Here is a 16,918-nt window from a genome sequence, read left to right on the forward strand (position 1 = left end):
ACGGCCGTGTTAGGGGCTCTCCAAGACGTGCCCTAACCGCCCCTATGCGCCGATATCACCGACATGGTCGCGCAGCACCGCCTGTCCGTCGGAAAGCTGGTAGGTGACCCCCACGATGGCCAGCGTGCCCGCCGCGACTCGATTCGATATCGCCGTCGACCGCGCCATCAGCTGGGCAACCGTCTCCTGAATGTGGCGCTGTTCGAACTCGTCGACCCGCTTCAGGCCGTCCCGCCGACCCATCAGAATCGACGGAGCCACCCGCTCCACCACGTCCCGCACGTAACCACCGGGCACGCTGCCCTCGTTGATCGCCGTCAAAGCCGCGTTGACGGCCCCGCAGCTGTCATGGCCGAGCACGACCACAAGCGGCACGTTGAGCACCGTAACCGCGTACTCGATGGAGCCCAACACGGCCGAGTCGATGACGTGACCGGCGGTGCGGACCACGAACATGTCGCCCAGGCCCTGGTCGAAGATGATCTCGGCGGCCACGCGGCTGTCCGCGCACCCGAAGATGACCGCCGTCGGCTTCTGCCCGGAAGCCAGGCTGGCACGGTGATCGACGCTTTGACTGGGGTGCAGGGGCTTGCCGGCGACGAATCGCTCGTTACCCTCACTGAGTGCTTTCCAGGCGGTTATCGGATTGGTGTTGGGCATGCCAGCCATTGTGCCGCAACCTTCGATGACCTGCCCCGAACACATACCGGCCACTAATCTTGTCGCCTGGTATGAGCGTTGTTGCCGCGACCTGCCCTGGCGGGCGCCCGACGTGAGCCCGTGGCAGATCCTGGTCAGCGAGTTCATGCTGCAGCAAACCCCGGTATCGCGGGTGCTGTCGATCTGGCCGGACTGGGTGCGGCGCTGGCCCACCGCATCGGCGACGGCGACGGCGACGGCCGCCGATGTGCTGCGCGCCTGGGGCAAGTTGGGTTATCCACGGCGGGCCAAGCGCTTGCATGAATGCGCCATGGTCATCGCCGGTGACCACGACGACGTGGTTCCCGACGACGTCGATACCCTGCTGACCCTGCCCGGCGTCGGGAGCTACACCGCACGAGCGGTGGCCTGCTTCGCGTACCGGCAGCGGGTTCCGGTGGTGGACACCAATGTCCGGCGGGTGGTGGCCCGAGCCGTCCATGGCCGCGCCGAAGCGGGTTCACCGTCGGCCACCCGCGACCATGCCGAGGTGTCCGCACTGCTGCCCGACGACGAGCTGGCGCCGCGGTTTTCGGTGGCCCTGATGGAGCTGGGTGCGACGGTGTGTACCGCCCGGGCGCCGCGATGCGGACAGTGCCCGCTTGCCGAGTGCGCCTGGCGGCGGGCCGGCTATCCGCCCGCAACCTGCCCGGCCCGGCGCGTTCAGACCTACGCCGGAACCGATCGTCAAGTGCGCGGACGGCTGCTAGATGTGTTGCGCGACAACAATGGGCCGGTCACTCGTGCGCAGCTGGACGTGGCGTGGCTGACCGATACCGCGCAGCGGGACCGGGCGCTGTACTCGCTGCTGGCCGATGGCCTGGTCACCCAAACTGCCGATGGGCTCTTCGCCCTGGCCGGCGAAGAGTAGGAGCTCGTTACCGAACGCGCTCGGCGGCCAGGAACGCCTCGACAGCCTGCCGATACGCCAGCTGCGCCTCGTCGTGGACCAGATGTCCGGCCTCGGGAACATGCAGATATTTAGTTGACCGGTCGACTTCGGCCATCGCAAGCATCTGGCCCGGCGGCGTCACGGAGTTTCCGGCCTCGATCAGAAGCGCCGGCTGCCGCACCGCCCGCCATTGTGCCCAGTAGTCGCGCGTACCCCATTCAGCGGCGATCTGGATCCACCGCGAGGTGTGCCCATGCAGGCGCCACCCCGTGGCCGTGCGGTCGAAGGCTTCCAGAAAGTACTGCCCGGCAAGCGGCCCGAATTCCGCGAATACCTGATCGGCCGAATCGAATTCAACGGGAAGTGCGTGCAACCACGGCTCCCACGGGCCGGTGGTGCGGCCGACGAAATCCGGCGCCATGTCCTCGACCACCAACGCCGACACCAGCCCGGGACGCTCAGCGGCCAAACACCACGAATGCAGGGCACCCATCGAATGTCCGACCAGCCTGGCCGGCCCGCCCAGCTCGGCCACCGCCTCACCCAGGTCGGCCACGAAACGTTCGGTGCTGATCGGATACGGATCGTCGACGTCGCGGCCGCGGTGCCAGGGCGCGTCGTAGGTATACACGGCACCGAGGCGAGTCAGCCACGGCAGCTGACGCGACCAAGTGCTGCCCCGGCCCATCAGCCCGTGCACCAGGACCAACGGCTCTCCCTCTCCGCCGTGATAGGTCAACAGATCGGTGGGCATAGACCTATCTTGCGCGGCGTGCCGACGCTTGAGCCAGGCGCGGTAACCTAGCCGAATGCCAGTGGTGAAGATCAATGCAATCTCGGTGCCGGCCGGCGCTGGCCCCGAACTGGAAAAGCGCTTCGCCCACCGCGCGCACGCGGTGGATAACTCTCCGGGCTTTCTCGGCTTTCAATTACTGCGTCCAGTCAAGGGTGAAGACCGCTACTTCGTGGTGACACACTGGGAGTCTGATGAAGCGTTCCAGGCTTGGGCGAACGGGCCCGCCAAAGAAGCTCATGCCGGCGAACGGGCCAATCCCGTGTCAACCGGCGCCTCGCTATTGGAATTCGAGGTTGTGCTCGACGTTGCAGGGAACACGCCGGCTGACTAGCCGGCGCCGCAACCGGCTGCGCCGCGCGACGGTGCTCACCGCCGCCGCGGCGCTGGTGCTGACGCTGACACCTGGGTGCTCGTCCTCGCCAACCCCATCGGCTAACGCGGCCAACCCGCAGCGCCGGATCGACACCGTGACTCCACCGGGTCTGCGCGCCCAGCAGACCATGGACATGCTCAATTCAGACTGGCCGATCGGCCCGGCCGGAGTGGCCACGCTGGCCGCGCCCAGCAAGGTCGACTCGGTCGAAGCCACCATGGAGGGACTCTGGTGGGACCGGCCGTTCGCCCTCGACAGTGTGGACATCAGCGCCAGCGTGACAACGCTGCACCTGACCTCCTCCTACGGCGCGCGACAGGACATCCGCCTGCACACCGATGACGGCGGCTGGGTGGACCAGTTCGAACTCGAGACGCTTCCCCCACCGACAATCACCGCCTGGCGCGACGTCGATGCCGTATTGAGCAAGACCGGCGCCCGATACTCCTACCAGGTGTCCAAGGTCGAAAAGGGACAGTGCACTCGAGTCGCGGGCACCAACACCAACCAACCTCTACCCCTGGCATCGATTTTCAAGTTGTACGTGCTGCATGCCCTGGCGGATGCAATCAAGAGCGGCACCGCATCCTGGGACGACCAGCTGACCGTTACCGCCAAGAGCAAGGCCGTCGGCTCCTCTGGCCTGGAATTATCTCCCGGCGACCATGTTTCGGCACGCCGGGCGGCCGAGAAAATGATCGCCAATAGCGACAACATGGCCACCGACTTGCTGATCGGGCGGCTGGGCAAGCACGCCATCGAGCAGGCGCTGGCCACCGCCGGCCATCACGATCCGGCCAGCATGACTCCTTTCCCCACCATGTATGAGCTGTTCTCGGTGGGTTGGGGTCAACCCGATCTGCGGGAGCAATGGAAGCAGGCGTCTGCGCAACAGCGAGCGGCATTACTCGAACAGGCCGATTCGACTCCGTACCGCCCCGATCCGACTCGTGCCCACACCCCGGCATCAAACTACGGTGCCGAATGGTATGGCAGCGCCGAGGACATCTGCCGGGTCCACCTGGCACTGCAGGCCGATGCGGTCGGTCCCGCCGCACCGGTGCGAAAGATCCTGTCCGCCGTCGCGGGCATTGCGCTAGACCGCAACTACTGGCCCTACATCGGCGCGAAAGCCGGTGGTCTGCCGGGAGACTTGACCTTCAGCTGGTATGCGGAGGACAAGACCGGGCAACCGTGGGTGGTGAGCTTCCAGCTGAACTGGCCGCGTGACCATGGACCGAATGTGACCGGATGGATGCTGCAGGTCGCCAAGCAGGTCTTCGCGCTCGTCGCTCCCGAATAGCGGTCCATACCGCGGCTGCGAACCGCTGGGCGGTAAGCGAAATTCGGGCGGTTCGCAGACCCCGCAGTCGGTCTTTGACGCCCCATCGGGCGACCTGGACTATTCCCTCGCCGATGTTGGATCCGCTCATCTTTGAGGCACCGACCTCCCGCTCGGTGAAGGTAATCGGCACCTCCACCACGGCGAAGCCGGCATTGAGGCTGCGCCAAGTCATTTCAACTTGGAAGCAATAGCCCCTGGATTCGAGAGTGTCGAGGTCGAGTGCCTCGAGCACCTCGCGGCGATAGGCCCGATAGCCACCGGTGATGTCATAGACACCGACGCCCAGTATCAACCGCGAGTACGTATTGGCCGCCTTGGACAACACGCGCCGTCGCCGTGGCCAGTTGCGTACCGTCCCGCCGCGCACATATCGGGACCCGATGGCCAGATCGGCGCCCGCCTCAACAGCCTCCAACAGTCGGTGCAGCTGTTCGGGAGCGTGGCTACCATCGGCGTCCATCTCGACTAGCACCGAGTAATTGCGCTGCATACCCCAGACGAAACCCTGCAGGTAGGCCGCGGCCAGACCGTCCTTGACGTTGCGGTGCAACACGTATGTGCAGCCGGGGTCGGCGGCGGCCAGCTCGTCAGCGAGTTGGCCAGTGCCATCCGGGCTTTCGTCATCAACGACAAGAACATGCACGTCTGGGCAGGCATCCTTGACGCGCCGGTGGATCAGGGGCAGGTTCTCCCGCTCGTTGTACGTCGGGATTATCACCAGGACCCGCCGGCTCCGACCAGTGCCCGAATTCTCATGCGGGTCTCGCTCGTGGGTCATTTGCCTCCTTCAGCTGGCCCGATGGCCGAGGCCGCCACCGACACCGCAACGTCGTCGCGGACCTCACCGCGCGCGGGCAACAGGAATGCGACCACGACCGCGCCGACCGCGGCGAAAACCGCACACGCCAGACAACCGACGCCAAAGCTTTCCAGGAATGCCGATTCGACGGCATCCCGGATGGCTGGCGCCTCCCCGACGGGGAGTTGGTCGAGCACCTGCTTGGCTGCCGCCATCGACTGCCGCATCGCGGCACGCGCCGCCGGATCGAGGCCATGTAACGCCGCATTACTGCTCATCGACCTCAGGTAGACCGATGCGAAGACGCTGCCCACGATGGCCACTCCCAGGCATGCCCCGAGTTGGCGAGCCACCCCGGTCACCGCCGACCCGACACCGGCGGCGGTCGGGCTCAATGAACCCATGATCGCCTCACTGGCCGGGGCCATGGTGAGGCCCAGTCCGCTGCCGAGCTCGGCCATCACCGCCGCGATCAGCCAATACGGCGTGCCGGCGTCGAAGCCACCCGCGCAGGCCACGGAAACCGCCACCATCACAAGGCCACTGGTGACCACTGCGGTGGTACCCACCCGTTCGACAATGCGCGGAGCGATGACACTGAGGCCCGCATAGGAGAACGCAAGCGGCACCAGCCGCACTCCCGTATCGAACGCGCGGTAGGCAGCCACAAATTGGAGGTACTGCGTGGCAACGAAGATGAAGCCGCACATCACCAGATAGGCGGTTGTGACAGCCGCGGTCCCTCCGGAGAACCGGCGGTTCGCGAAGATCGACAGATCAAGAATTGGGTGCCACGTTCTTCGCTCCAACCAGAGGAACACCGCGAGCAAGACGACCGCGAGCGCAAAGCCCGCAGCGGTTCTCGCACTGGCCCAGCCGATGTTGGGCGCCTCGATGAGCGTGTAGGTCAAGACGGTGACGCCGACGGTCGATACGAGCAGACCCGGCAGGTCAAGTGGTGGGCGATCGGGGTTGCGCGAAGTTGGTACAAACATATTTACGCTGACTATGGCGACGACCGCGATCGGTACATTTACCCAAAAGATCGAGCCCACCGAGAAGTGCTCTATCAGCCATCCGCCCAGAAATGGCCCAATAACCACCGCGATGCCAGTGACCGCCGACCAGACTCCAATTGCTCTGGCGCGGTGCGTCGAATCAACGAATACATTTGTGACCAGCGCCAGCGATGTCGGAAAGATGATCGCGGCACCGACCCCCATCACCGCGCGTGCCCCGATGACCGCTTGCGCCGAGCCGGCACTGGCGGCCACCGCAGACGAGGCGCCGACAATGACAAGGCCGATTGTGAGCCAGCCGCGCCTGCCATAGCGATCGCCTAGATTGCCTGCCGCCAAGAGCAATCCGGCCGCAGCAATCGCATATGAATCGACGATCCACTGCAGTTCGGCGTTGCTGGCCTGCAACGCACGAGACAACGTGGGCAGCGCGACATTGACGATGGTCAAATCGATAGATGCGATGAAGCTGCCCAAAACGATGACACCCAGTACCAACTTCGGACGAACATTGCCGCGGTTCATGGATACCCCAGGGCTCCGGCGGCCGGCACGAGCCACGGATTCGCGATGATAAAACCAATAAAGCTGAAGAAAGCGATGAACACTTCGACGTAAATGGCGAATAGCGCTACCTGGATTGCAAGTATGATTCCAGAAAGGCTTAAGGAAAACGCTGCAATAACGATGCTGATAATCGCCTCGATAATGCGCCAAACGATGTTGAACAGCGCGGTGAGCAAGACGGTGAGTATGCCCCCCAGCGTGCCGACGGCCGCCGCTTCGGCGCCGCCGACTGCGGCGGCGGCTTCGCCGGCGCCGGGGGCCAGCAGCATCGGTGCGGGGGTGTTGGGTGGTGCCGAGAGCACCGCCGCGTCACAGGCCGCGCCGTAAGCGATCATCGCGAGCGCGGTCCGGATCCACTGCGCGGCATACCAGGCCTCATTGACGGCGATCGGGATTGTGTTGATCCCGAAGAAGTTTGTCGCGATCAGTACGCCGCGAAGAGTGCGGTTGGCGATCAGCTCGGCCGAGGTGGGCGTGGTGGCCAAGGTGAGTTCATAGGCCGCAACGGCACTTTCGTATGCGACGGCTGTTTGCGCGCAGTCGGCGCTGGTCTTTTCCAGCCACGCCACATACGGCAGGTGCGCGGCTTGATACCGCCCTGCGCTTGGGCCCTGCCAGGTGTCGGCCTGCACCTGGGCCAAGAGGGCGGTCAGTTCCGTGGCCGCGGCGGCGTGTTCTGCGCTCAACGCGGTGTAGGCCCCGGCGGCGGCGAGCATCGGGCTAGGGCCCACACCGCTTTCCAGTTGCAATCGGTGCAACTCCGGCGGCAAGGCCATCGCATAAAGCGCTGTCACCGACATCTGGCTGCCCCCGATCCACATCGAGCCGTCGTCTCCAAGAGGACGGCAAGCCCCAACCGCAACGTCACTTCGCAATCCCCCTCTGTGGCTCAGCTGCTACGCCATCGAAAACTTGCTGTCCCGACTCGTTGCCCATCGGGCATCCTCGGCAGAAGGCTAATATACAGTACGGTAGCGTTCCTTCGGGTCGCATTTGCTGCGGCGCGTCTCCGGCGAGAGGAATTCGGGACGCAAAGGCGTGTCCCGGTTGGCGTGGCGGTAGCGATACGCACCGTTAGCGCGTCAGGCGGGAGGTGCGGCCCGGCTCGCCGGAAGCATCGGCATATTTGGATCGCCATCGTGGTTGGCGGCCACCGCAACCAACCCGCCGGGATGGGCGAGATCCGCCCCGTCGGCAATGCCGGTGAGCCCCATCGTCCCGGCACCCCTATCGCTCACCCCGGCCGACGCCGGCCGGGTTGTGGGCACTTGTCGAACCGTCGGAGATCCAACCGATCGCCGGGCCGGCGTGTCTTTGGACGCCTTTGGATCTTCGTCCGTGCGCGACACGGCGGCCGCGTCCTGGATTACGCGCTCTTGGTCGCCGACCCCATCGGAACGGAGTGAATGTACACGACAGGAGGGGTTCTCCTGGGGGCTGTCTTGTCACCCCGTAGCACCGCTCTGAACAGTCGGTTTGCCTCGCTTGCGAATCTGACCGGCGATGCTCGCAACCGGTGGCGTGACTGTCGGGCTGCGCTACGGCACCGGCAGATCGCCCGGGCAAGAACCTGTCGGGATCAACGACCAAACACCTCGGTGGGCCGTCGAATTGTGTCCGTGATCGCCACGACTATTTGCGCCCGTTGATTTTCCCGGAGGATTCCGCGGGTGCCGGTGAAGTGAACCCAGTCGTGGCCGGTTCCGATTACCGGAAAAGGCCGGGAACCCGTTATCGGAAAGCGGGTGAATGGGCCATTGCCCAGGGTTCCGGCGTTGTTGATTAGCAGGCTTGTGAGCTGGGTTGATGATCTTTGGTGCCGCGCTATTGGGGCCGGAGTGTAGGCACGGGCTATCTGGAGAACGATCGAGTTGGTTACTGTTCGTCGTTGGTCTGGAGTTGCCCGTGCCTACCGTTTCAGTATTGCCTGTGTCGCCGGTTCCAGAGGTGTTCGACCGCTGGAGTCCTGGTGAGCGCAGCGAGCTCATCGGATCGGAGTTTCTCGATGTGTTGGCCTCGGTGCCAGACCCGAGGGACCCACGCGGTCGGAGGTATTCGCTGATGGCTTTGTTGGCGATCGCGGTTCTGGCCACTGCCGCGGGGATGCGCGGCTATGCTGGTTTTGCCACATGGGCGGCCACCGCTCCCGATGATGTGTTGGCCCAATTAGGGGTCCGGTTCCGGAGGCCCAGTGAGAAGACCTTCCGCGCTGTTTTGTCTCGGCTAGACCCCGCCGACCTCAACGCCAGGATGGGCAGTTACTTCACTGCACACGTGGCCAGCAGCGACCCCAGTGGATTGGTGCCGATCGCGTTGGACGGCAAGATGCTGCGTGGTGCTTTACGCGCCAAAGCGACAGCCACGCATCTCGTGTCGGTGTTCGCCCACCGTGCCCGATTGGTGCTCGGTCAACTCGCTGTCGCCGAGAAAAGCAATGAAATTCCCTGCGTACGTGCCCTGCTCACGCTGCTGCCGGGTAGCTTGCGGTGGCTGGTCACCGTGGATGCGATGCATACCCAGGTCGTCACCGCGAAGTTGATCTGCGCCACCTTGAAGTCGCACTACCTGATGATCGTCAAGTCCAACCAAGCCAAAATATTTGCGCGTATCACCGCGCTGCCCTGGGCCGAGGTGCCCGCAGCCGCTACCGACGACTCCCGCGGCCACGGCCGTGTCGAGACCCGCACCCCGCAAATCATCACCGCTGCACGAGGAATCGGCTTCCCCTACGCAAAACAAATCATCCGGATCACTCGTGAACGCTTGATCACCGCCACCGACCAGCGCAGCGTGGAGGTGGTCTATGCCATCTGCAGCCTGCCGTTCGAGCACGCCCGCCCTACCGCGATCATGACCTGGATGCGTCAACACTGGGGAATCGAGAACAGCCTGCACTGGATACGCGACGTCACCTTCGACGAAGACCGTCAAAGGGCACATACCGGAAACGGCGCACAGGTCCTAGCAACGCTACGCAACACCGCGATCAATCTGCACCGCCTCAACGGCGCCGACAACATCGCCGAAGCCTGCCGGATCACCGCTTTGACCGCCAACCGCCGCCTAGACCTCCTCAATCCACAATTCCCCAGCTCACAAGCCTGCTAATCAACAACGCCGGAGCCCTGGGGCCGGAGGCCGGCGAAGCGCCTCCTATCGGCGCACCGCCGCCGCACCGGCGCCGGCTCGACCGGCGAATGTGTCGCCAATTGTCGCCAGGACTCGCCGCGCCTCGCTGATCGGCAAGTTTGTTCCCGCGCGGGGTGTTCCCTGGTCGGCAGGATTGCCCTACTGTATTTCGCGTGGAGTCACACGGAACCCCTGAATTGGTGGCCGTCGAGAATTTGCACTCTGGTGACCCGATCACCGATGTCAACGGTGGCGGTCAAAGGTACATCGTTTTGGAGTCGAAGGCCGTTGGCGACGGCTGCGTCGTCCTCGAACTCGAGTCCAGAGTGGACCATCAGCTGCAGGTCATCGAAAAGTCCTTCCCGACCGGTTACCACGTCGGCAGGGCCAACCACCGAATTCTGTAAGCCCGGTTTTCCACCCGAAAATCGCGGTGCGGCACCCTTGCGCGGCGATGCGCGTATCGCATTTTTGGGATACCCAACCACCACCCGGTGATTGACGATGTGCGTGCCCGGCGGCGCAGATTCCGTGGACGTGACGAACTCGCCCGCAACAGCCCCGAACCGTGGATGCGGACCACTGGGCCGCCTTGGGCCCCAGCCTGCGGTTTCCGGCAAATCTGGGTAAACGGCTGTTGATTTGCGGCCCGCGGTCGCACCGGCGCGGCACTATTGATCCGGAGTGCCAGGCGGGCCGAAGCGAACACCGGGTCGGTTCCATCGGCTCCCACCGCCCCCAAGGTGGTGGCACCGGACCCACGGGGATCGATGCGCGGGCGCCTCACCAGAGGCCCACACACCCGGGGGTCCGTGTGGACAGGTTGGTAAGACGCCAGGAGGATTGGCGCGGTACACGTTATTGAAGGGTGGCGCATGAAGATTCCGGGTGTGGTCAACCCAGTGGCCAATCTGGTCGCTGGGGTGACCGGCGGAGCGGCACAGGTGGTGCGGGCCGGCGTGCAGACTGCCGCCGATGCTGCCGGTGTTTTGCAGACGCTAGCCAGCCCAGTGGTGGAGCTGGCAGGTCCGGTAGTGCAATCGGTGGCCCAGACGACCAACCGGGCGATCGGGCGAAACGGTGCTGCCGACGGGGCCCCGGACGGCGTCACTCCGCCGCTGCGCTGGCACAGCGGTCGCCGGGTGCATTTCGACCTGGATCCGTTGCTGCCATTCCCGCGCTGGCATGAGCACGCGGCGGTGGTCGAGGAGCCGGTCCGCCGCATCCCGGGTGTGGCCAAGGCGCACGTCGAGGGGGCGTTGGGTCGGCTGGTGGTCGAGCTCGAGGACGGCGCCGACAGCGACACCGTGCTCGACGAAGTGTGCGACACCGCCGCCACCGTGGCCGCCGACATCTTCCTGTCCGGATCGCTATCTTCGCCCAACTCGGCGCCCTTCGCCGACCCGGGCAACCCGTTGGCGGTGCTGGTCCCACTCACCGCCGCGGCGCTGGATCTGGCCGCCCTGGGCGCCGCGGTGACCGGCTGGGTGATCCGGCTGCCCGCCGCACCGCAGACCACCCGCGCCGCCGCCGCCCTGATCAATCACCAGCCACGCATGGTGTCGCTGCTGGAATCCCGGCTGGGCCGGGTGGGTACCGACATTGCGCTGGCCGCCACGACCGCCGCCGCCAACGGGCTGACCCAGGCGGTCGGCACCCCGCTGCTGGATCTGGTGCAGCGTGGCCTGCAGATCTCGGAGGCGACGGCACACCGGCGGGTATGGCGAGACCGCGAACCCGCGCTGGCCTCCCCCGGGCGGCCGCAAGCACCGGTGGTTCCGGTCATCTCGTCGGCCGGCGTGCAAGCGCAGGAACCCCGGCACAGCTGGGCGGCGGCCGCTGCCGGCGAGGCATCACACGTCATGGTCGGCGGGTCCATCGATGCCGCCATCGACACGGCGAAGGGGTCGATGGCCGGCCCGGTGGAGAGCTACGTCAATTCCGCGGCCAACGGCGCGTTGATCGCCGCGGCGAGTGCGCTGGTGGCCGGCGGCGGCACCGAGGACGCGGCCGGCGCCATCTTGGCCGGCGTGCCACGGGCGGCGCACATGGGCCGGCAAGCGTTCGCGGCGGTCCTGGGCCGCGGGCTCGCCAGCGAAGGTCAATTGGTGCTTGACCCCGGCGCGCTGCGCCGGCTGGATCGGGTGCAGGTGGTCGTCATCGACGGCGCCGCGCTGCGCGGTGACCACCGCGCCGTCCTCCGCGCCCAGGGCGACGAACCCGGCTGGGATGACGACCGGGTCTACGAGGTCGCCGACGCGCTGCTGCACGGTGAAGAGGCTCCCGAACCCGACCCCGACGAGCTGCCGGCGACCGGCGCGCGGCTGCGCTGGGTTCCGCTGCGCGGTCCCTCGGCCACACCCGCCCAGGGGCTCGAACACGCCGATCTGGTGGTCGATGGCCAGACGGTGGGCAACGTCGACGTGGGGTGGGAGGTCGACCCCTATGCGATCCCGCTGCTGCAGACGGCGCATCGGACCGGCGCCCGGGTCGTGCTACGCCATGTCGCCGGCACCGAAGACCTGTCCGCTAGTGTCGGATCCACCCATCCGCCCGGCACGCCGCTGCTGAACCTGGTGCGTGAGCTGCGCACCGATCGCGGACCCGTCTTGCTGATCACCGCGCTGCACCGCGATTTCGCCTCGACCGATACGTTGGCCGCGCTGGCGATCGCCGACATCGGGGTCGCCCTGGACGATCCGCGCGCGGCGACCCCGTGGACTGCCGACATCATTACCGGTACCGACCTCGCCGCGGCGGTCCGGATTCTGTCCGCGATTCCGGTGGCCCGCGCCTCCAGCGTGTCGTCGGTGCACCTCGCCCAGGGCGGCACCACATTGGCGGGGCTGCTGCTGGTCACCGGCGAGCAGGCCAGAACCACCAACCCCGCCAGCTTCCGGCGCTGGCTCAACCCGGTCAACACCGCCGCCGCCACTGCCCTGCTATCGGGAAGCTGGTCGGCCGCCACCGTGCTGCGGCTCCCCGATCCCACGCCCCAACCGCTGACCGCCTGGCACGCCCTGGACCCCGAGATCGTCTATGCGCGACTGGCCGGTGGTGCACGCCCCATGGCCGTGGACCCTGGAACGCCGACCTGGCGTCGTCTCCTGGACGACCTCTCCTATGAACCGCTGGTCTCCCCGCTGCGTGGCCCGGCACACACGCTGGCCCAGCTGGCGGCGGCGACGCGGCATGAGCTCGCCGACCCGCTGACTCCGATCCTGGCGGTGGGCGCCGCGGCCTCGGCGATCGTCGGCAGCAACGTGGACGCGCTGCTGGTGGCCAGCGTGATGACGGTCAACGCGATCACCGGTGGGGTGCAGCGGCTGCGCGCCGAGGCGGCCGCGGCGGAGCTGTTCGCCGAACAAGACCAAATGGTGCGCCGGGTCGTCGTGCCGGCGGTCGCGACCACGCGGCGCCGGCTGGAGGCCGCCCGGCATGCCACCCGCACCGCCACCATGTCGGCCAAGTCGCTGCGCGTTGGTGATGTCATCGACCTGGCCGCCCCGGAGGTGGTACCCGCCGACGCTCGGCTCCTGGTGGCCGAGGACCTCGAAGTCGACGAGTCGCTACTGACCGGTGAGTCGCTGCCGGTGGACAAGCAGGTCGACCCCGTCGCCGTCAACGATGCCGACCGGGCCAGCATGCTGTTCGAGGGCAGCACCATCGTGGCCGGGGGGGCGCGGGCCATCGTGGTGGCCACCGGCGCCGGCACCGCGGCGCATCGGGCGATCTCGGCGGTCGCCGACGTCGAGACCTCGGCCGGGGTGCAGGCCCGGCTGCGCGAGCTGACCAGCAAGGTGCTCCCCCTCACCTTGGCCGGTGGCGCCTCGGTCAGCGTCTTGGCCCTGATGCGGCGTGCCACGCTGCGTCAAGCAGTGGCCGACGGCGTTGCCATCGCGGTCGCCGCCGTGCCGGAGGGGCTGCCGCTGGTGGCCACCCTCTCGCAGCTGGCCGCCGCACAGCGCTTGACCGCGCACGGAGCGCTGGTGCGCGCGCCGCGCACCATCGAGGCGCTGGGCCGCGTCGACACCGTGTGTTTCGACAAGACCGGCACGCTCACCGAGAACCGGCTGCGTGTCGTGTGCGCCATTCCCAGCTCGACCAGTCCGCTGGATCCGTTCATCGACAGCGCCGACCCCCGCTCCACCGAGGTGCTGCGGGCCGCCGCCCGGGCCACCACCCAGCCCCACGATGGACAGGGGCACGCCCACGCGACCGATGAGGCAATCATCGTCGCGGCGAATTCTCTGGAAGGCCTGGATGATTCGGCCTGGACCGTGATCGCCGAAGTCCCATTCGAATCCAGCCGCGGCTACGCCGCCTCGATAGGCACGACCGGGACCAGCAACGGCCATCCGACACTCATGCTCAAGGGCGCCCCCGAGACGATCCTGCCCCGCTGCCGGTTCGCGGACCCCGACGCCGACCTCGAACATGCGGAAGCCTTGGTGCACAGCCTCGCCGAACGCGGGTTGCGGGTACTGGCGGTCGCCAAGCGCCCCTGGGAACATGACACGGCCGACGATGACGACACCGACGCCGACGCAGTCGATGCGGCGGCCCACGACCTGGAATTGCTCGGCTATGTCGGCCTGGCCGACACCGCGCGCCCGTCGGCGCGACCATTGATCGAGGCGCTGGTGGATGCGCAGCGCAACGTGGTGCTGATCACCGGCGACCATCCCATCACCGCGCGGGCAATCGCCCGCCAGCTCGGCTTGCCCGAGGATGTCCGGGTGGTCACCGGAGCCGAACTGATCGGTCTCGATGAGGACGCGTGCGCCAAACTCGCCGCCGACGTGCAGGTGTTCGCCCGGGTGAGCCCGGAGCAGAAGGTTCAGATTGTGGCCGCGCTGCAGCGTTGTGGACGGGTGACCGCGATGGTCGGCGACGGCGCCAATGATGCCGCCGCCATCCGGATGGCCGACGTCGGCATCGGAGTGAGCGGTCGCGGTTCGTCGGCCGCCAGGGGCGCCGCCGACATCGTCTTGACCGACGACGATCTGGGTGTGTTGCTCGACGCGCTGGTCGAAGGCCGCAGCATGTGGGCCGGCGTGCGCGATGCGGTGACGATCCTCGTCGGCGGCAATGTGGGTGAGGTGCTGTTCACCATCATCGGCACGGCTTTCGGTGCCGGGCGCGCCCCGGTGGGAACCCGACAACTGCTGCTGGTCAACCTGCTTACCGACATGTTCCCAGCGCTTGCGGTCGCCATCACGTCGCAATACGACGATCCCGAGGACGACAGCGATCTCAGCGATGAAGAGATCGAGGAGGCACGGCGCAGGCGCCAGCGGGCGGTACTGACCGCTCCGACCCCCTCCCTGGACGCGCCGCTGATGCGCCAGATCGCCAACCGGGGCGTCGTCACCGCCGCGGGCGCGACCGCCGCCTGGGCCATCGGCCGCTGGACCCCGGGTACCGAACGCCGCACGGCGACAATGGGATTGACCGCGCTTGTGACCACTCAGCTGGCACAAACCCTGCTGACCCGAAGCCACAGCCCACTCGTTTTGGCTACCGCGTTCGGTAGCGCCGGCGTCCTGATCGGCATCATCCAGACCCCGGTGGTCAGCCACTTTTTCGGATGCACACCGCTGGGACCGGTTGCCTGGACCGGGGTGTTCAGTGCCACCGCCGGGGCAACCGCGGTCTCGGTGCTCGCGCCCAAGTGGCTGGCCAAGACCGTTGACGTGGCCCTAGAACATCAGGACTGGGCTTCGGGTTCGGCGTAGCTCGCCAGCTGTTTGCGCAGCACCTTGCCGGCCGGATTGCGCGGAATGCTGCTGACCAGGTGGATGTCTCTGGGCTGTTCGAACCGCGACACCCGGCCCTTGAGGTAATCGCGGATCGCGTCCGCGTCGATGTCGCAGCCTGGGCGGGCGACGACGAATGCGGCCAGCCGTTGGCCGAACTGCTCGTCGGCAACGCCGATGACCGCGTTCTCGGCAACGTCGGGGTGGCTGGCCAGCGCGTTCTCCAGTGACCGCGGATAGACGTTCTCGCCGCCGGAGACGATCATGTCGTCTTCACGTCCGACGATGTAGAGCCGGCCCGATTCGTCGAGATAGCCCATGTCTCCGGTGCTGGCCATGCCGTCGATGACGGCTTTGCCGCCACCGCCGGAATAGCCGTCGGAATTCAGTTCGCCGCCAACGAAGATCCGCCCGGTTACCCGCGGCCCGACGGGCCGTCCGTTCCGGTCGAAAATCCGCACCGGGCACCCGGCGACGGGTCTGCCCACCGTCTCGGGCCAGTCGCGCAGCTCGGCCGGTGTGGCCAGTGCGCCGATGCCCACTTCGGTGGAGCCGTACAGGTTGTACAGAACGTCGCCGTAGGCCTCCATGAAGCGGCGCGCCAGGCTGGGATCGAGTCGATCGCCGCTGGATATCACCACCCGCAAGCACGGCAGCGGATTTCGCGCCCGCACCTGATCGGGCAGATCGAGGATGCGCGCCAACATGATGGGAACCACGCTCAAGCCGTCGGCGCGATGCAGCGATGTCTGGGCCAGCGTTGCTTCGGCATCAAAGTGCCGACGGGTCAGCACCGTTCCGCCCAGGCTGATGGTCAGCACCAGCATGCCAAATCCCAGACCGTGAAACATGTGCGTGGCCAGCGTCATTCGCGAACCGACACGCAGCCTGGTTCGCTCCAGAAGCGTCACGCTGACCCCGATCCCAGAACTCACCTTGGGCTTGCGCGGCACCCCCTTCGGGACCCCGGTGGTGCCCGAAGTCAACAACACGATTCGTCCGGAGGGGGCGACCTTGGGCCGCGCGCAGTCCCGGGCGGTGACGGTGCTCGGATCGATGACCAACACCGATTCGCCAGTTCCGGCCACCTGGTCGACAAACTCGTCGTCGCACAACATCACCCGCATCTGGTGTGCTTCCAGCGCGGCGGCGAGCGCGGTGGCGCGGAACTCCGTGTTCACCAGCACGACGTCGGCACCGACCAACCCGGCGGCAAACGCCGCCGCGACAAAGTTGCGGCCATTGCGGCACATGACGCCCACGGCTTGCCCGGGCCCGATGCCGGCAAGGGTGAGCTCCCCGGCGACCGATTCGGTCATCGTTTGAATCTCGCGGTAGCTCAGCGCACCGTCGTCGTCGACGATTGCGGTCCGCTCCGGCCACCGTGCCGCCGCGATAGCGAGCGGGGTGTAGAGGTTCGTACCGCCCCGGTACAGCTCGCGGACCAGCCGCAGCGCGGCGGCCGGGCTGGACGGGCTGAGCAGCCCCGATCCCAGTAACGCCCGCGCCGCGGTTGTGACCACGCCTGCAGCCATCATTG

Annotated in this window: 12 protein-coding genes and 1 pseudogene; 6 read left to right on the forward strand and 7 right to left on the reverse strand. The window is 66.8% G+C overall.

The window, feature by feature from the left end:
• Nucleotides 1–42 precede the first annotated feature (42 nt).
• Complete coding sequence (locus MPSD_RS26140) at nucleotides 43–660, reverse strand: carbonic anhydrase (protein WP_036426185.1); 618 nt, start codon at nucleotides 658–660, stop codon at nucleotides 43–45.
• On the opposite strand from MPSD_RS26140, the gene MPSD_RS26145 reads away from it, so the two are divergent.
• The gene (locus tag MPSD_RS26145) at nucleotides 659–1,570 is read left to right on the forward strand and encodes an HhH-GPD family protein (protein WP_036426184.1); all 912 of its coding nucleotides are present in this window, start codon (nucleotides 659–661) and stop codon (nucleotides 1,568–1,570) included. The two genes, MPSD_RS26140 and MPSD_RS26145, sit on opposite strands and share 2 nt — an antisense overlap.
• A gap of 7 nt (nucleotides 1,571–1,577) precedes the next feature.
• Here the strand turns inward: MPSD_RS26145 and MPSD_RS26150 are convergent, their stop codons facing one another.
• Complete coding sequence (locus MPSD_RS26150) at nucleotides 1,578–2,345, reverse strand: alpha/beta fold hydrolase (RefSeq protein WP_012396611.1); 768 nt, start codon at nucleotides 2,343–2,345, stop codon at nucleotides 1,578–1,580.
• A gap of 55 nt (nucleotides 2,346–2,400) precedes the next feature.
• Between MPSD_RS26150 and mhuD the strand changes: the two genes are divergently transcribed.
• Both mhuD and MPSD_RS26160 read left to right on the forward strand, forming a co-directional pair.
• Nucleotides 2,401–2,718 (forward strand): mycobilin-forming heme oxygenase MhuD, encoded by a 318-nt coding sequence (gene mhuD, locus MPSD_RS26155; protein ID WP_012396612.1) that lies wholly within the window; start codon nucleotides 2,401–2,403, stop codon nucleotides 2,716–2,718.
• On the forward strand, nucleotides 2,693–4,063 hold the full coding sequence (locus MPSD_RS26160) for a serine hydrolase (protein ID WP_161628238.1): 1,371 nt from the start codon (nucleotides 2,693–2,695) through the stop codon (nucleotides 4,061–4,063). The genes mhuD and MPSD_RS26160 overlap by 26 nt, the downstream gene beginning before the upstream one ends.
• Before the next feature lie 64 nt (nucleotides 4,064–4,127).
• On the opposite strand, the pseudogene MPSD_RS29980 reads toward MPSD_RS26160, so the two are convergent.
• From MPSD_RS29980 to MPSD_RS30955, 4 genes and pseudogenes are all read right to left on the reverse strand, one after another.
• Nucleotides 4,128–4,841 (reverse strand): annotated as a pseudogene (locus tag MPSD_RS29980) (polyprenol monophosphomannose synthase); the annotation flags it as partial.
• A 38-nt stretch (nucleotides 4,842–4,879) separates the two neighbouring features.
• Nucleotides 4,880–6,448 (reverse strand): DHA2 family efflux MFS transporter permease subunit, encoded by a 1,569-nt coding sequence (locus MPSD_RS26170; RefSeq protein ID WP_086085154.1) that lies wholly within the window; start codon nucleotides 6,446–6,448, stop codon nucleotides 4,880–4,882.
• Nucleotides 6,445–7,290 (reverse strand): PPE family protein, encoded by an 846-nt coding sequence (locus MPSD_RS26175; protein WP_232022674.1) that lies wholly within the window; start codon nucleotides 7,288–7,290, stop codon nucleotides 6,445–6,447. Before MPSD_RS26175 ends, MPSD_RS26170 begins: the two co-directional genes overlap by 4 nt.
• Nucleotides 7,291–7,572: 282 nt before the next feature.
• On the reverse strand, nucleotides 7,573–7,704 hold the full coding sequence (locus MPSD_RS30955; protein WP_420811979.1) for a PPW family C-terminal domain-containing PPE protein: 132 nt from the start codon (nucleotides 7,702–7,704) through the stop codon (nucleotides 7,573–7,575).
• 691 nt (nucleotides 7,705–8,395) lie between these two features.
• Between MPSD_RS30955 and MPSD_RS26185 the strand changes: the two genes are divergently transcribed.
• The 3 genes from MPSD_RS26185 (at nucleotide 8,396) to MPSD_RS26195 (ending at nucleotide 15,357) form a co-directional block, all read left to right on the forward strand.
• The gene (locus tag MPSD_RS26185) at nucleotides 8,396–9,598 is read left to right on the forward strand and encodes an ISAs1-like element IS2404/ISMul1 family transposase (RefSeq protein WP_420811980.1); all 1,203 of its coding nucleotides are present in this window, start codon (nucleotides 8,396–8,398) and stop codon (nucleotides 9,596–9,598) included.
• Nucleotides 9,599–9,792: 194 nt separating this feature from the next.
• Nucleotides 9,793–10,026: a hypothetical protein gene (locus MPSD_RS26190; RefSeq protein WP_015354093.1), complete on the forward strand. Its 234-nt coding sequence runs from the start codon at nucleotides 9,793–9,795 to the stop codon at nucleotides 10,024–10,026.
• Nucleotides 10,027–10,494: 468 nt separating this feature from the next.
• Nucleotides 10,495–15,357 carry a cation-translocating P-type ATPase gene (locus MPSD_RS26195; RefSeq protein ID WP_020785691.1) on the forward strand — a complete coding sequence of 1,621 codons (4,863 nt, stop codon included), beginning with the start codon at nucleotides 10,495–10,497 and terminating at the stop codon, nucleotides 15,355–15,357.
• Here the strand turns inward: MPSD_RS26195 and MPSD_RS26200 are convergent.
• On the reverse strand, nucleotides 15,330–16,916 hold the full coding sequence (locus MPSD_RS26200) for an AMP-binding protein (protein ID WP_020785690.1): 1,587 nt from the start codon (nucleotides 16,914–16,916) through the stop codon (nucleotides 15,330–15,332). The genes MPSD_RS26195 and MPSD_RS26200 overlap by 28 nt on opposite strands.
• Nucleotides 16,917–16,918 lie beyond the last annotated feature (2 nt).

The organism is Mycobacterium pseudoshottsii JCM 15466 (genome assembly GCF_003584745.1).
GTDB lineage: Bacteria > Actinomycetota > Actinomycetes > Mycobacteriales > Mycobacteriaceae > Mycobacterium > Mycobacterium marinum.

Bases quoted from the DNA above. Each gene is read 5' to 3' on its own strand.
- MPSD_RS26150 (WP_012396611.1), bottom strand. From the start codon at position 2,345: ATGCCCACCGATCTGTTGACCTATCACGGCGGAGAGGGAGAGCCGTTG.
- MPSD_RS26170 (WP_086085154.1), bottom strand. From the start codon at position 6,448: ATGAACCGCGGCAATGTTCGTCCGAAGTTGGTACTGGGTGTCATCGTT.
- MPSD_RS26175 (WP_232022674.1), bottom strand. From the start codon at position 7,290: ATGTCGGTGACAGCGCTTTATGCGATGGCCTTGCCGCCGGAGTTGCAC.
- MPSD_RS30955 (WP_420811979.1), bottom strand. From the start codon at position 7,704: ATGGGGCTCACCGGCATTGCCGACGGGGCGGATCTCGCCCATCCCGGC.
- MPSD_RS26145 (WP_036426184.1), top strand. From the start codon at position 659: ATGCCAGCCATTGTGCCGCAACCTTCGATGACCTGCCCCGAACACATA.
- mhuD (WP_012396612.1), top strand. From the start codon at position 2,401: ATGCCAGTGGTGAAGATCAATGCAATCTCGGTGCCGGCCGGCGCTGGC.
- MPSD_RS26200 (WP_020785690.1), bottom strand. From the start codon at position 16,916: ATGATGGCTGCAGGCGTGGTCACAACCGCGGCGCGGGCGTTACTGGGA.
- MPSD_RS26195 (WP_020785691.1), top strand. From the start codon at position 10,495: ATGAAGATTCCGGGTGTGGTCAACCCAGTGGCCAATCTGGTCGCTGGG.
- MPSD_RS26140 (WP_036426185.1), bottom strand. From the start codon at position 660: ATGCCCAACACCAATCCGATAACCGCCTGGAAAGCACTCAGTGAGGGT.